This window comes from Streptomyces sp. NPDC053474 (genome assembly GCF_044544845.1).
In the GTDB taxonomy this organism is placed as follows: domain Bacteria; phylum Actinomycetota; class Actinomycetes; order Streptomycetales; family Streptomycetaceae; genus Streptomyces.
On sequence record NZ_JBITXV010000015.1, the window covers coordinates 1 to 15778 of the forward strand.

The 15778-nt window shown below is 74.1% G+C and carries 1 protein-coding gene and 1 pseudogene; both read right to left on the bottom strand.

Features of this window, described 5'->3' with window-relative positions; genetic code table 11:
• Nucleotides 1-5474: SDR family NAD(P)-dependent oxidoreductase (locus tag ACIG3E_RS30935; RefSeq protein WP_399622869.1), on the bottom strand; the 5474-nt coding region annotated here is incomplete at its 3' end.
• A gap of 91 nt (nucleotides 5475-5565) precedes the next feature.
• A pseudogene (locus ACIG3E_RS30940) lies at nucleotides 5566-15768 on the bottom strand (type I polyketide synthase); the annotation flags it as partial.
• Between the last annotated feature and the right edge of the window lie 10 nt (nucleotides 15769-15778).

Sequence of the window (15778 nt, forward strand, 5' to 3'; positions counted from 1 at the left end):
GAACGCACCCCGTCCAGGAGCGCGGCCAGCGCCTCGCGGTCAGCGACGTCACACGCCGCGATCCGCACCCTGGCGCCCAACTCCTCCAGCTCGGCACGGACTTCACCCGCACCGGGAGCGTCCTCACCGCGCCGGGAGACCAACAGCAGGTCCCGTACGCCGTGCTCACCGGCCAGGTGCCGGGCCACAACCCGGCCCAGACCACCCAAGGCACCCGTGACGAGCACGGTTCCCTCGGCCCTGAAGACCGGCGGCAGGGTGAGCACGACCTTGCCGACGTGCCGGGCCTGGCTGAGGTAGCGGAACGCTTCCGGCGCCCGCCGCACGTCCCAGGCCTTCACCGGCAGCGGCTTGAGCACCCCCCGCTCGAACAGGCCGAGGACCTCGGTCAGCATCTCCTGGATGCGGTCGGGCGACATCTCGGCGAGGTCGAAGCTCTGGTACGCCACGCCCGGGTGGGCGGCGGCGACGGCCTCGGGGTCGCGCAGGTCCGTCTTGCCCATCTCCACGAAGCGTCCGCCGCGCGGCAGCAGTCGCAGCGAGGCGTCCACGAACTCCCTGGCCAGGGAGTTGAGCACCACGTCCACGCCCTGGCCGTCGCTGGCCGCGAGCACGGCCGCCTCGAAGTCCAGGGTCCGCGAGGAGGCGATGCGGAAGTCCTCGACGCCGAGGTCCCGCAGGACGTCCCACTTCCCCGCGCTCGCCGTGCCGTACACCTCGGCGCCGAAGTGCCGGGCCAGCTGCACCGCGGCCATGCCCACGCCACCGGCGGCCGCGTGGACCAGGAGGGACTGGCCCTCCTGGAGGTCGGCCAGGTCGCGCAGCGCGTAGTAGGCGGTCAGGAACACCGTTGGTATGGACGCGGCCTGTGCGAAGGACCAGCCCTCGGGGATCCGCGCGACCATGCGCTCGTCGGCCACGGCGAGCGGGCCGAAGCCGCCGTCGATGAGGCCCAGGACGCGGTCGCCGACGGCGAGGCCGCTCACCTCGGAGCCCACCTCCACGACGACACCGGCACCCTCGGTGCCCATCACCGCGTCGCCCGGGTACATGCCCAGGGCGATCAGCGCGTCGCGGAAGTTGACGCCCGCCGCGCGCACCTCGACGCGCACCTCGCCCGCGCCCAGCGGCCGTCCGGCCCACTCCGGGGCGTCCTCGGCGACGGGCAGCAGCGCCAGGTTCTCCAGCGTGCCCCGGTCCGTGACGCCGAGCTGCCAGGACTGTCCGGCCGGGGTGGCGAGGGTCGCGACGCCCGTGGCGGCACGCATCAGGCGCGGCGCCCACACCACGTCGCCGCGCACCGCGAGCTGCGGCTCGTCGAGGTCCAGGGCGCCGGGCAGCAGCGCGAGAGCGGCCTGGGTGCCGTCGACGTCGGCCAGGACGATCCGGCCCGGGTTCTCCGACTGCGCGGACCGCAGCAGACCCCACACCGGAGCGTCCACCAGCCCGGCAGCCGACACCACGTCACCGGCGCCCACACCCACCGCACCGGACGTCACCACGACCAGACGCGACTCCTCACCGCCCGCGAAGGACAGCCACTCCCCCACCACCGTCAGGGCTTTACCGAGGGACGTGCGCACCGCGGCGGCCGTGCCGCCCGCGTGCTCCCCGCCGACGCACGTGACGAAGACGGACTCCGGTACGGCAGCGCCGCCCCCGACCGCCTCCGCGAGCGCCGCCACATCCGCGTACGCCGCCACCGTCGCACCGGCGCCCTCCAGAGCGCCCCGCAGACCCCACTCGTCCGCGCCCAGCACCGCATACGCGGCACCGGCCGTCACGCCGGGCGCGGACACCACACTCCAGTCGACCCGGAACAGCGAGTCGTCGTCGGTGCCGGACGCGGCGTCCAGTTCACCGGCCGCGAGGGCCCGCAGGACGAGGGAGTCCACGGCGGCGACCGGCTGGCCGGTCTCGTCCGCGGCGATCAGGGTCACCGCTCCGGATTCGGCGGGTGTCAGCCGGACCCGCAGCGTCGCGGCGCCGCTCGCGTACAGCGACACACCGGTCCAGGAGAACGGAAGCCGCGCGCCCGCCCCGTCCGCGCCGACCGCGCTGAAGGCAAGGCCGTGGAGGCTCGCGTCGAGGAGCGCCGGGTGCAGGCCGTACGCACCGGCCTCGTCGCGCTCGGCCTCCGGAAGGGCGACCTCCGCGAAGACCTCGTCGCCGCGCCGCCAGGCCGCTCGTACGCCTTGGAAGACCGGCCCGTAGCCGAGGCCCGCGGTGGCGAAGCCCGCGTAGAGCTCACCGGTGTCCACGGCGGTGGCACCGGTCGGCGGCCACTGCGCGAGGTCGGCGTCCTGCCGCGCGGCACGACCGGCCTCCGCGACGGCGAGGACGCCCGCCGCGTGCCGGATCCACGGCTCGTCCGGTACGTCGTTCTGACGCCGCGAGTGCAGCGTGAAGGTGCGGCGGCCGGACTCGTCCGGCTCCTCCACCCACAGCTGGAGCTGTACGCCGCCGTCCTCGGGCAGCACGAGCGGGGCTTCCAGGATCAGCTCTTCGAGCAGGTCGCAGCCGACCTCGTCACCGGCCCGCACGGCCAGCTCGACGAAGGCCGTGCCGGGCAGCAGCGTCCGCCCGGCGACGACGTGGTCACCGAGCCAGGGGTGCGCGTCAGCCGACAGCAGGCTCGTGAACAGGCGCGCCTCGCTCCCGGCCACCTCCACAGCCGCGCCGAGCAGCGGGTGGTCGGCGGCGGCGAGCCCGGCCGAGGTCACGTCGCCGGTGAGGGCCGGGGCGTGCAGCCAGTAACTCTGCCGCTGGAAGGCGTAGGTGGGCAGGGCGACGCGGCGCCGCGACTCGACCGGGGCGTACAGCGGTGCCCAGTCGACGGCGATGCCGCGCACGTGCAGCTGCGCGAGCGCCGTGAGGAAGGCGTCGGCCTCGGGGCGGTCCTTGCGCAGGCCCGCGATGAGCCCCGACTGGCTCTCGGGCTCGGTGAGCGTGTCGTGCGCCATCGCGGTCAGGACGGAGTCCGGGCCGAGTTCGAGGAGGGTGCCGACGCCGAAGCCGGTGAGGGCGTTCAGACCGTCGTGGAAGCGGACCGCTTCACGGATGTGGCGGACCCAGTACTCCGGGTCCTTCAACTCGGCGGGCTCCGCCAGTTCACCGGTGAGATTGGAGACCACCGGGAGCGTCGGCTCCTGGTACGTCAGCTTGGCGGCGACCTTACGGAAGTCATCGAGCGCCGGGTCCATCAGGGGCGAGTGGAAGGCGTGGCTGACCTTCAGCCACTTCACCTTCCGGCCCTGGCCGCGCAGGGTCTGCTCCAGGCCCTCGAGAGCCGCGCGCTCGCCGGAGAGCACCAGCTGGGACGGGCCGTTCACAGCAGCCACACCCACACGATCCGACAGGAGGGGCAGCACGTCCGCTTCCGTGGCCTGCACGGCCAGCATCGCCCCACCCTCGGGCAGGGCCTGCATCAAACGGCCCCGCGCCGCGACCAGTTGAGCCGCATCCTCCAGAGACCACAGCCCGGCTACGTACGCGGCAGCCAGCTCACCGATCGAATGACCGCCCACGACCTCCGGGCGTACGCCGAAGGACTCGGCGAGACGGTAGAGCGCAACCTCGACGGCGAACAGCGCGGGCTGCGCATAGCCAGTCTGTTCCAACAGGTCCGCGTCCGCACCGAACATCACGCTCTGGAGCGAACGTTCTATCCACTGGTCAATATGGAAGCACACCTCGTCCAGCGCAGCCGCGAAGACCGGGAAGGTCTCGTACAGCTCGCGGCCCATGCCCAGACGCTGGCTGCCCTGGCCGGTGAAGAGGACACCCAGGCGGCCCTCGGCCACCGCGCCCGTCACAGCGGCCGGGCCGCCGGTGGCCAGTGACTCCAGGCCGGTCAGGAACTCCTCGCGGGTGCGGCCGAGGACGACCGCCCGGTGCTCGTGCAGGGCGCGGCCGGACAGCAGCGACCAGCCGACGTCCACGGGGTCCTGGCCGGGGTCGCCCGCGACGTGGTCGCGCAGCCGCTCGGCCTGCGCCCGCAGCGCCTCCGCGCTGCGCGCCGACACCAGCCACGGCACGGCCGTCACCGGCGCGACCGGCTCCACGGTCTCGGCAGGCTCCTCGACGGGGGCCTGCTCCACGATGACGTGGGCGTTGGTGCCGCTCACGCCGAAGGAGGAGACACCGGCGCGGCGCGGCACGCCGTCCTCGCGCGCGGCCCACGGGCGCGGCTCGGTGAGCAGTTCCACCGCACCGGCGGACCAGTCGACGTGGGTGCTCGGGCGGTCCACGTGCAGCGTCCGGGGCAGGACGCCCTCGCGCATCGCCATGACCATCTTCATGATGCCCGCGACACCGGCCGCGGCCTGCGTGTGCCCGATGTTGGACTTGATGGAGCCCAGCCACAGGGGCTGGCCCTCCGGCCGTTCCTGGCCGTACGTGGCGAGCAGGGCTTGGGCCTCGATCGGGTCGCCCAGGGTGGTGCCCGTGCCGTGGCCCTCGACGGCGTCGATCTGCTCGGGGGCGAGGTGGGCGTTGGCGAGGGCCTGGAGGATGACGCGCTGCTGGGACGGGCCGTTGGGCGCGGTCAAGCCATTGCTGGCGCCGTCCTGGTTGACGGCGGAGCCCCGTACGACCGCGAGGACCTCGTGGCCGTTGCGGCGCGCGTCGGAGAGCCGCTCCAAGAGGAGCAGGCCGACACCCTCGCCCCAGCCGGTGCCGTCGGCGGCCTCGGCGTACGGCTTGCAGCGGCCGTCGAGGGCGAGGCCGCGCTGCTTGCTGAAGTCGACGAAGGTGCCGGGCGTGAACATCACGGTCACGCCGCCCGCGAGCGCCAGGGAGCACTCGCCCTGGCGCAGCGCCTGCACGGCGAGGTGCAGGGCCACGAGCGAGGAGGAGCACGCCGTGTCGATGGTGACGGCGGGGCCTTCGAGGCCGAAGGTGTAGGCGACCCGGCCGGAGACGATGCTGCTGGACGCGCCGGTGCCGAGGTAGCCCTCGACGTCCTCGGGCACGGAGTGCAGACGCGAGGCGTAGTCGTGGTACATGACGCCCGCGAAGACGCCGGTGCGGCTGCCGCGCAGCGAGGCCGGGTCGATGCCCGCGCGCTCGAACACCTCCCAGGAGGTCTCCAGGAGCAGCCGCTGCTGCGGATCGGTGGCCAGCGCCTCGCGCGGCGAGATCCCGAAGAACGAGGCGTCGAACTCGTCGGCCTCGTGCAGGAAGCCGCCCTCGCGGGCGTAGGACGTACCGGAGTGGTCGGGGTCCGGGTCGTAGAGCGCGTCGGCGTCCCAGCCGCGGTTGGTGGGGAACGGCGTCAGGGCGTCGGTGCCCTGCGCGACGAGCCGCCACAGCTCCTCGGGAGTGCGGACGCCGCCGGGGTAGCGGCAGCTCATCGCGACGATCGCGATGGGCTCCTGGTCCCGCTCCTCCACCTCGCGCAGACGGCGACGAGCTTGACGCAAGTCGGATGTCGTCCGCTTGAGGTAGTCCCGAAGCTTCTCCTCGTTCGACATCTCTGGTCAGCTCCTCGTGGTGTTGATAAAGGCCGCGCTGGTCGCGCTGGTCGTACGGTTCACTTCGGGTCTTTCGGATGCTGCGGGCACGTCAGGTGAGGCCGAGTTCGTCGTCGAGCGCGTCGAAGAGTTCCTCGTCCGAGACCGCGTCCAGGTCCAGGTCGTCCTCGTCCGCGGGACTGCCGGACCTGGCCGTCTGGCCCTGGGGGGCGCTCCAGCGCGACAGGAGGGTCTGGAGCCGGATGGTGATCTTCGACTGGGCGATGCTGTCCGCTTCCATCGCGAGCAGGGCCGACTCCAGGCGGTCCAGCTCGTCGAGCACGGACAGGCCGCCGCCGTCCGCCGCGTCGCCGAGCGGCAGTGCGGTGGCGAGGTGGGCCGCCAGGGCGGCCGGGGTCGGGTAGTCGAAGATCAGCGTGGCGGGCAGCCGAAGGCCGGTGGCGCCGTTCACGGCGTTGCGCAGCTCGACGGCGGTGAGCGAGTCGAAGCCGAGCTCCCGGAAGGCACGGTGGGCCTCCACGGCCGCCGCGGACTCGTAGCCGAGGACGGCCGCCACGTGGGTGCAGACCAGTTCGGTGAGCACCTTGTCGCGCCCGGCCGCGTCGAGCCCCGCGAGGCGGGCGATCAGGAGTGCCTGGCCCGCCGGTTCGGCCGTGGCCGCGCCGGCCGCGGCGCGCCGGGCCGGAGTGCGGACCAGACCGCGCAGCAGCGCCGGTACGCCGTCGACGTCCGTGTCCGCCGCGGCCCGCAGGGACGCCAGGTCCAGGCGGAGGGGCACGAGGGCGGCGGGCGCGTCGGCCGCGCCGACCGCCGCGTCCAGGAGGGCCAGGCCCTCCCGGGTCGACAGCGGGGCGACGCCGCCGCGGGTCATGCGCTGGAGGTCGGCGTCGGCGAGGCCGCCGGTCATCGCGCTGTCCTGGGCCCACATGCCCCAGGCCAGCGAGGTCGCGGGGAGGCCCTGGGCCCGGCGGGAGGCCGCGAGGGCGTCGAGGAAGCTGTTGGCCGCGGCGTAGTTCGCCTGGCCCGCGCCGCCGAGGACTCCGGCGGCGGAGGAGAACAGGACGAAGGCCGACAGGTCGCGTCCCTCGGTGAGTTCGTGCAGGTTGAGCGCCGCGTTCACCTTGGCGCGCAGCACGGTGTCCAGGCGCTGGGGGGTGAGGGACGTGACGACGCCGTCGTCGAGGACGCCCGCCACGTGCACGACCGCCGTGAGGTCGGCGCCCTTGTCGTCCAGGAGTGCGGCCAGGGCGTCGCGGTCGGCCACGTCACAGGCGGCGACCGTCACCTCGGCGTCGAACTCGGCGAGCTCGTCGAGCAGTTCGGCCGCCCCCGTGGCCTCCGCGCCGCGGCGCGAGACGAGGAGCAGGTCGCGCACGCCGTGGTGCCCGGCCAGGTGCCGCACCACCTCGCGGCCCAGGCCGCCGAACGCGCCCGTGACGAGGACGGAGCCCGCACCCCACGGCGCGTCGCCGCCGCCGGTGGCCGGAACCCGGGACAGGCGCGGCACGAACACCGCGCCGTCGCGCACCGCGACCTCGGGCTCGCCGGACGCGAGCACGCTCGCGAGCATCGACTCGTCCAGGCCGGACACGGAACCGGTACCGGAGCCGCCGCTGAAGCCCGCGCCGGTGTCGGTGTCGGTGTCCACGAGGACGAACCGGCCCGGGTGCTCCGAGCGCGCCGAGCGCACCAGGCCCCACACGGCCGCGCCCACCGGATCCACCGCGCTGTCGCCGGTGGCGACGGCGCCGCACGTCACCACGACCAGCGGCAGCGCCGCCAGCCGCTCGTCGGCCAGCAGGCCCTGCACCACGCCCAGCGCCTCGGCGAGGCGCGCCGACACGGCCTCCGGGCTCACCGCGCCCTCGGCTGCACCGGCCCGCCACACCACGGCGTCCGGCAGTCCCTCGCTCGCGGCCAGCTCCTCGTACGCCAGCTCCTCGTACGCGGCCAGTGAGACATCGGCGGCGGAGGCCAGGGACTGCGGGCGCCACTCCACGTGGAACATCGAGTCGTCGGCCGCGCCGCCGCCGAGCCGGTCCACCGCGACCGGCCGGAAGACCAGCGAGTCGACCGTGGCGACCGGGTCGCCGAGCCCGTCCGCGACGGCGAGGGACACGCCGTCGCCGCCCGCGGGGGCGAGCCGGACGCGCAGCGTGGACGCCCCGGTCGCGTGCAGCGAGACACCGCTCCAGGCGAACGGCAGCCGCGCCCCCTCGCCCTCGGCCTCCGTGTCCCGGAGCACGCCGAGGCCGAGCACGTGCAGGGCCGCGTCGAGGAGGGCCGGGTGCAGCCGGAAGGCCTGCGCGCTGTCGGCCTGCTCCTGCGGGAGCGCGACCTCGGCGAACACCTCGTCGCCGCGCCGCCAGGCGGCACGCAGCCCCTGGAACGCCTCCCCGTAGGAGAAGCCAAGGTCCGTCAAGTGCTGGTAGAGGCCCTCGACATCGACCTCTGCGGCGTCGCGCGGCGGCCACTCGGCGAGCCGGAACTCCGGCTGCCGCAGCCCGCCGTCGGCGAGCACACCGGTGGCGTGCGCGGTCCAGCCGCCGTCGGCCGCGTGGTCCTCGCGCTCCTCACGGGAGTGCAGGACGACCGCGCGCCGCCCGTCGGCGTCCTCGGCGCCCACACTGACCTGGAGTTGTACGGCACCACGCTCCGGCAGCACCAGCGGGGCCGCCAGCGTCAGTTCCTCAAGGACGCCGCAGCCGACCTCGTCACCGGCCCGCACGGCCAGCTCCACGAACGCCGTACCCGGCAGCAACACCCGGCCCGCCACCGCGTGATCCGCCAGCCACGGATGCGTCGCCAGCGAAAGCCGCCCGGTGAAGAGGTGGCCGTCCGAGTCCGCCAGCGGCACCGCCGCGCCCAGGAGCGGGTGCCCCGCCGCGACCAGACCGGTTGCGGACACGTCGCCGCCACCCGCGCCGGTGGCCGCGCTCGGCCAGTAGCGCCGGCGCTGGAAGGCGTACGTGGGCAGCTCGACCCGGCCGCGCGCCTCCGCGCCCCCGTACAGCGGCGCCCAGTCGACCTCGATGCCGCGTACGTGCAGCTGCGCGAGGGCCCTCAGGAACGTGTCGGCCTCCGAGCGGTCCTTGCGGACAGCCGCGACCAAGCCCGCCTGCGCGGTGGGCTCGGTGAACGTGTCGTGCGCCATCGCGGTGAGCACCGCGTCGGGGCCCAGCTCCAGGAACGTCGAGACACCCTGCCCCTGAAGCGCCTTCACGCCGTCATGGAAACGGACCGCCTCACGGACGTGCCGCACCCAGTACTCCGGGTCCTTCAACTCGGCAGGCTCCGCCACCTCACCAGTGAGGTTGGAGACCACCGGCAACGTCGGCTCCTGATACGTCAACTGCTGCGCCACGCGCCGGAAGTCGTCCAGGACGGGCTCCATCAGGGGCGAGTGGAAGGCATGGCTGACCTTCAGCCACTTCACCTTCCGGCCCTGGCCGCGCAGCGTCTGCTCCAGGCCTTCGAGAGCCGACCGATCACCGGAGAGCACCAGCTGGGACGGGCCGTTCACAGCAGCCACACCCACACGGTCCGACAGCAGCGGCAGCACATCGGCTTCCGTGGCCTGCACGGCCAGCATCGCCCCACCCTCGGGCAGCGCCTGCATCAACCGACCCCGCGCCGCGACCAGTTGAGCCGCATCCTCAAGCGACCACAGCCCAGCCACATACGCCGCAGCCAGCTCACCGATCGAGTGACCGCCGACAATCTCCGGACGGACACCGAAGGACTCCGCGAGACGGAAGAGCGCCACCTCCACGGCGAACAACGCGGGCTGCGCATAGCCCGTCTGCTCCAGCAGATCCGCGTCCGTACCAAACATCACGCTCTGGAGCGAACGTTCTATCCAGAGATCTATATGAGCACACACCTCGTCCAACGCGTCCGCGAACACCGGGAACGTCTCATACAACTCACGACCCATCCCGATCCGCTGACTGCCCTGGCCGGTGAAGACCACGCCGAGGCGGCCTTCGATCACCGAGCCGGACACCACGCCGGGGCCGCCGGACGCCAGTGCTTCCAGGCCGACGAGGAGTTCGTCGCTGCTGCGGCCCAGGACCACGGCTCGGTGTTCGAGCGCGGAGCGGCCCGAGAGCAGCGACCGGCCGACGGCCACCGGGTCCAGGCCGGTGTGCGTCACCACGTGCTCGCGCAGCCGGTCGGCCTGCGCCCGCAGGGCCTCCGCGCTGCGGCCGGACACCAGCCACGGCACCGCCGTCGTCACGGGCTCGGCGGGCTCGACCGGCTCCGCGGGCTCCGCCACCAGCGAGGCCTCCACGATGACGTGGGCGTTGGTGCCGCTCACGCCGAAGGAGGAGACACCCGCGCGGCGCGGGCCGCCGTCGTGGCGAGTGGTCCATTCGCGCGCCTCGGCGAGGAGTTCCACGGCGCCTGCCGACCAGTCGACGTGCGTGCTCGGCCGGTCGACGTGCAGGGACTGCGGCAGGACGCCCTCGCGCATCGCCATGACCATCTTGATGACACCGGCGACACCGGCGGCGGACTGGGTGTGGCCGATGTTGGACTTGATGGAGCCCAGCCACAGCGGCTGGTCCTCCGGCCGGTCCTGGCCGTAGGTGGCGAGGAGGGCCTGCGCCTCGATGGGGTCGCCCAAGGTGGTGCCCGTGCCATGCGCCTCGACGGCGTCGACGTCCGCAGCCGTGAGGCCCGCGTTGGCGAGGGCAGCGCGGATGACGCGCTGCTGGGAGGGGCCGTTGGGGGCGGTCAGGCCGTTGCTGGCGCCGTCCTGGTTCACGGCGGAGCCCCGGACGACGCCGAGGACTTCGTGGCCGTTGCGGCGGGCGTCCGAGAGCCGCTCCAGGAGGAGCAGGCCGACACCCTCGCCCCAGCCGGTGCCGTCCGCCGCCTCGGCGAACGGCTTGCACCGGCCGTCGCCCGCGAGGCCGCGCTGGCGGCTGAACTCCAGGAAGGCGGCGGGGCTCACCATGACGGTGACGCCGCCCGCGAGGGCCATGTCGCACTCGCCCTGGCGCAGCGCCTGCGCGGCCAGATGCAGCGCGACCAGCGAGGACGAGCAGGCCGTGTCGACCGTGACCGCCGGGCCTTCGAGCCCGAAGCTGTACGAGAGGCGGCCGGAGATGACGCTCGTCGCGTCACCCGTCATCAGGTAGCCCTCGACGCCCTCCGGGGCGTGGGCCAGGCCCGCCGACCAGCCCTGGGAGCAGGCGCCGACGAACACGCCGGTGCTGCTGCCGTGCAGGGCCGAGGGCGCGATGCCCGCGCGCTCGAACAGCTCCCAGGAGGTCTCCAGGAGGAGCCGCTGCTGCGGGTCCATCGCCAGGGCCTCGCGCGGGGAGATCCCGAAGAGCCCGGCGTCGAACTCGGACACGTCGTAGAGGAAGCCGCCCCGCGCGGCGAAGCTCGTGTCGTCGGAGCCGCTCTGCTCCGGCTGGAAGAGCCCGTCGGGGCCCCAGCCGCGGTCGGTGGGGAAGACGGAGATCGCGTCGGTGCCCTCGGCGACGAGGCGCCACAGGGCCTCGGGGCTGGTGGCGCCGCCCGGGTAGCGGCAGCTCATGGAGACGATGGCGATCGGGTCGTCGTCGGCCTCGGCCTCGGCCTCGCGCCGGGCCGCGACCGGGGCGGCCTCGGACTCCCCCACCAACTGCGTGCGCAGGTATCCCGCGAGGACGGCGGACGTCGGGTAGTCGAAGACGAGGGTCGTGGGCAGCTTCAGGCCGGTGGCCGTCGCGATGCGGTTGCGGACCTCGACGGCGGTCAGCGAGTCGAAGCCCAGCTCGCGGAAGGCCCGACCGGGTTCGACGGCTTCCGGGCCCGCGTAGCCGAGCACGGCCGCGGCGTGCCCGCGTACCAGGTCGAGGAGCTGGCGCTCCTGCTCGCGCCGCGCGAGGCCCGCGAGCCGCTCGGCCCACTCCGAGCCCGCGCCCTTGGCCCCGGCCGGGGAGGCCGTCTCGGGCTCGGCGAGCGCACGGCGCACCTCCGGCAGGTCGCCGATGAACGGGCTGGGCCGCACCGACGTGAACGAGGGCGCGAACCGCTCCCAGTCCACGTCCGCGACGGCCAGGAACGTCTCGTCGTGCGCCACGGCCTGGGCCAGCGCCGCCACCGCGCGCTCCGGCGCCATCGCCGTCACGCCCCGGCGCCGCAGGTGCTCCTCGGCCTGCTCCTCGGCGGCCATGCCGCTGCCGCCCCAGGCGCCCCAGGCGACGGAGGTGGCGGGCAGGCCGCGGGCCCGGCGGGATTCGGCGAGGGCGTCGAGGTAGGCGTTGGCGGCCGCGTAGGCGCCCTGACCGCCGCCGCCCCACACGCCGGAGTTCGACGAGAAGAGCACGAACGCGTCGAGGTCCTCGGAGTCGAGCAGCTCGTCGAGGTGCGCGGCGCCCGCCGTCTTCGCGCCGAACACCTCGGCGATGTCGGCGACGGACATGTCCGCGAGGGGGTACGAGGGGCTGACACCGGCGGCGTGGAAGACGGAGCGGACGGTGTGCCCGTCGGCGGCCAGTGCGTCGAGGAGGCGTACGACGGCCTCCCGGTCGGCCACGTCACAGGGCGCGACGGTGACCTCGGCCCCCAACTCCTCAAGCTCCGCCCGGAGTTCGACGACGCCGGGCGCGTCGAGGCCGCGACGGCTGGTGAGCACCAGGTGCTCGACGCCCTCGCGGGCCAGCCAGCGCGCCACATGGCCGCCGATCGCGCCCGTACCGCCGGTGATCAGCGCGGTGCCGCGCGGCGCCCATTCCACCGCCGGGCCGTCGAGCGGCGCGTGCGCGAAGCGACGCACGAAGACGCCCGTGTCCCGCACCGCGAGCTGGTCCTCGTCGCCGAGCCCCGTGAGGATCGACGTGAACCGGGACGCGCCGCGCGTGTCGTACGCCGACGGCAGGTCGATCAGACCGCCCCAGCGGTCCGGGTGTTCCAGGGCCGCGACCCGGCCGAGGCCCCACAGCTGGGCCTGCGCCGGGCTCTCCGCCCGGTCGTTGCGGCCGGTCGACACCGCGCCCCGGGTGACCGCCCAGAGCCGGGCGTCGACGCCCGCGTCGCCGAGGGCCTGCACCAGGGCCACGGTTCCCGCCAGACCGGCGGGCACGCCCGCGTGCTCCGCGTGCGCCGACTCCTCGAAGCCGAGCAGCGACACCACCCCGGCGAACTCCGTGCCAGCGGCTTCCCGCAGCCGGAAGGCCAGCGCCTCACGCGTCAACTCCTGTGTCGCGAGGCGCAGTTCCTCGACCTCCGCACCGGCCTGCGTCAGCGCCTCGACGACGCCGGGCGTCCAGGGGTGGTCCCCCGCGCCCTCCGGTACGACGACCAGCCAGCGGCCCTCGAGCGCGGGCACGGGCAGGCCGCCCGCCTGCGGCTTCCAGGTCACGCGGTAGCGCCATCCGTCGATCGTCGACCGCTCGCGCCGCTGCCGCCGCCAGGACGCGAGGCCCGGGAGGACCGCGCTCAGCGACGTCTCGTCGACATCCACGAGCGTGGAGGTCAGCTGCTCCAGGTCCTCGCGCTCCACGGCCTCCCAGAAACGCGCCTCCACCTCGTCCACGGCCAGCGCGGCGTCACCGTCCGCGTCCTGGTCCGGGGCGAGCATCCAGTAGTGGTCGCGCTGGAAGGCGTAGGTGGGCAGGTCCACGATCGTGCGGGCGCCGGGGAAGAGGGCCTTCCAGTCCAGTTCGACGCCGTGGACGTGGGCCTCGGCCAGGGAGGCCGCGAGGCGGTCGGCGCCGCCTTCGTCGCGCCGGAGGGAGCCGAGGGTGGCGGCCTGGCTGTCGGTCGCGTCGATCGTCGCCTGTACCGGGACCGTCAGGACCGGGTGGGGGCTCATCTCCAGGAACAGACCGTGGCCCTCGGCGAGCAGGCCTCGGGTGGCGTGCTCGAACAGGACCGTCTGGCGCAGGTTGCGGTACCAGTAACCCGCGTCCATCAGGGTGTCATCGGACAGCCAGGCGCCGGTCAGGGTCGAGTACAGCGGGACCTCGGCGGCCTGCGGGCTCACACCCTCCAGCGCCTGGCCGATCTGGGCCTCGATCTCCTCCACGTACGAGGAGTGCGACGCGTAGTCCACGGGGATCGTACGAGCGCGAACGTCCTGGCCCACGCACTGCGCGACCAGCTCCTCCAAGGCCTCCGGCTCGCCGGACACCACCACCTGGGCCGGGCCGTTGACGGCCGCGACCTCGATCCGGCCCTCCCAGCCCGCGATCAGCTCACGGACCTCGGCCTCGGGCAGCGGCACCGACACCATGCCGCCCTTGCCCGACAGCTCGCGAATCGCCAAGCTCCGCAGCGCCACGACCCGAGCCGCATCCCGCAGCGACAGCGCACCCGCCACACACGCGGCCGCGATCTCACCCTGGCTGTGACCCACCACAGCGGCGGGCTTCACACCCGCCGCCTGCCACACCGCAGCCAACGACACCATCACCGCGAAAAGCACAGGCTGGACCACGTCAACGCGGTCGAACCGGTCGCCGCCCAACTCCTCAAGGAGATCCCAGTCCACGAACTCCGACAGGGCATCCGCGCACTCCCGCATCCGCTCCGCGAACACCGGCGACTCATCGAGAAGTTCACGCGCCATCCCGGCCCACTGCGACCCCTGACCCGGGAACACGAACACCGGACGGACCACGCCACCCAGCGCACGGCCCGTGAGAGCACCACCACCGTCGGCAAGCCGCTCAAGCCCGGCGAGGAGGTCGTCCCGGTCGCGCCCGCGGACGACGCCCCGGTGCTCGAAGCGCGAGCGGGCCACCGCCAGGGACCAGGCCACGTCGGCCGGTTCGAGGCCGGTGTCGGCGAGCAGGTGCTCGCGCAGCCGGGCCGCCTGGGCGCGCAGGGCCTCCGGGGTGCGGCCCGAGAGAGCCAGCGGGATCACGCCGGGTACCACGGAGGGCGCGGCGTCCTGGCCGTCGACGGCGGGCTCGGGCTCCTCGGGCTCCTGTACCTGCTCCACGATGACATGGGCGTTGGTACCGCTCACGCCGAAGGAGGAGACGCCCGCGCGCCGGGGGCCGCCACCGTCCCGCTCGGCCCACTCACGGGCCTCCGTCAGCAGCTCGACGGTCCCCGCCGACCAGTCCACCTGCGGGGTCGGCTCGTTGACGTGCAGGGTCTGCGGCAGGACGCCTTCGCGCATCGCCATGACCATCTTGATGACACCGGCGACACCGGCCGCGGCCTGCGTATGGCCGATGTTGGACTTCAGCGAGCCCAGCCACAGCGGGCGGTCCGCCGAGTGCTCCTTGCCGTACGTCGCGATGACGGCCTGGGCCTCGATGGGGTCGCCGAGGGTGGTGCCGGTGCCGTGGGCCTCGACCGCGTCCACGTCGGCGGCGGCGAGGCCCGCGCTGGCCAGGGCGTCGCGGATGACGCGCTGCTGCGAGGGGCCGTTGGGGGCGGTCAGGCCGCTGCTCGCGCCGTCCTGGTTGACGGCGGAGCCCCGGACGACCGCGAGGACCTTGTGGCCGTTGCGGCGCGCGTCGGACAGGCGCTCCAGGAGGAGCAGGCCCGCGCCCTCGCCCCAGCCGGTGCCGTCCGCCGAGGCGGCGAAGGACTTGCAGCGGCCGTCGGTCGACAGGCCGCGCTGGCGGCTGAAGTCGATGAAGGTGCCCGCCGTGGGCATCACGGTCACGCCGCCCGCGAGGGCGAGGGAGCACTCGCCCTGCCGCAGCGCCTGCGCGGCCAGGTGCAGGGCGACCAGGGAGGACGAGCAGGCCGTGTCGACGGTGACGGCGGGGCCTTCGAGGCCGAGGGTGTAGGCGACGCGGCCGGAGACGACGGAGCCCGCGTTGCCAGTGCCGATGTAGCCCTCGACGCCTTCCGGCAGGGCGTGCAGACGGGTCGCGTAGTCGTAGTACATGACGCCCGCGAAGACGCCGGTGCGGCTGCGGCGCAGCGAGACCGGGTCGATACCGGCGCGCTCGATGGCCTCCCACGCGGTCTCCAGGAGGAGCCGCTGCTGCGGGTCCATCGCCAGGGCCTCGCGCGGAGAGACGCCGAAGAACGAGGCGTCGAACTGGGGGGCGTCGTAGAGGAAGCCGCCCTCCGCGGTGTAGCTGGTGCCCTGCTTGTCGGGGTCCGGGTCGAACAGGTCGTCCGTGTCCCAGCCGCGGTCGGTGGGGAACGCGGAGATCGCGTCGGTGCCGTCGGCGACGAGCCGCCACAGGTCCTCGGGCGTGTTCACGCCACCGGGGTAGCGGCAGCTCATGCCGACGATCGCGATGGGCTCCTGGCGGGCGTCCTCCAGTTCCCGCACCCGGCGGCGGGCGTCGCGCAGGTCGGTCGTCGCCCGCTTCAGGTAGTCGAGGTACTTC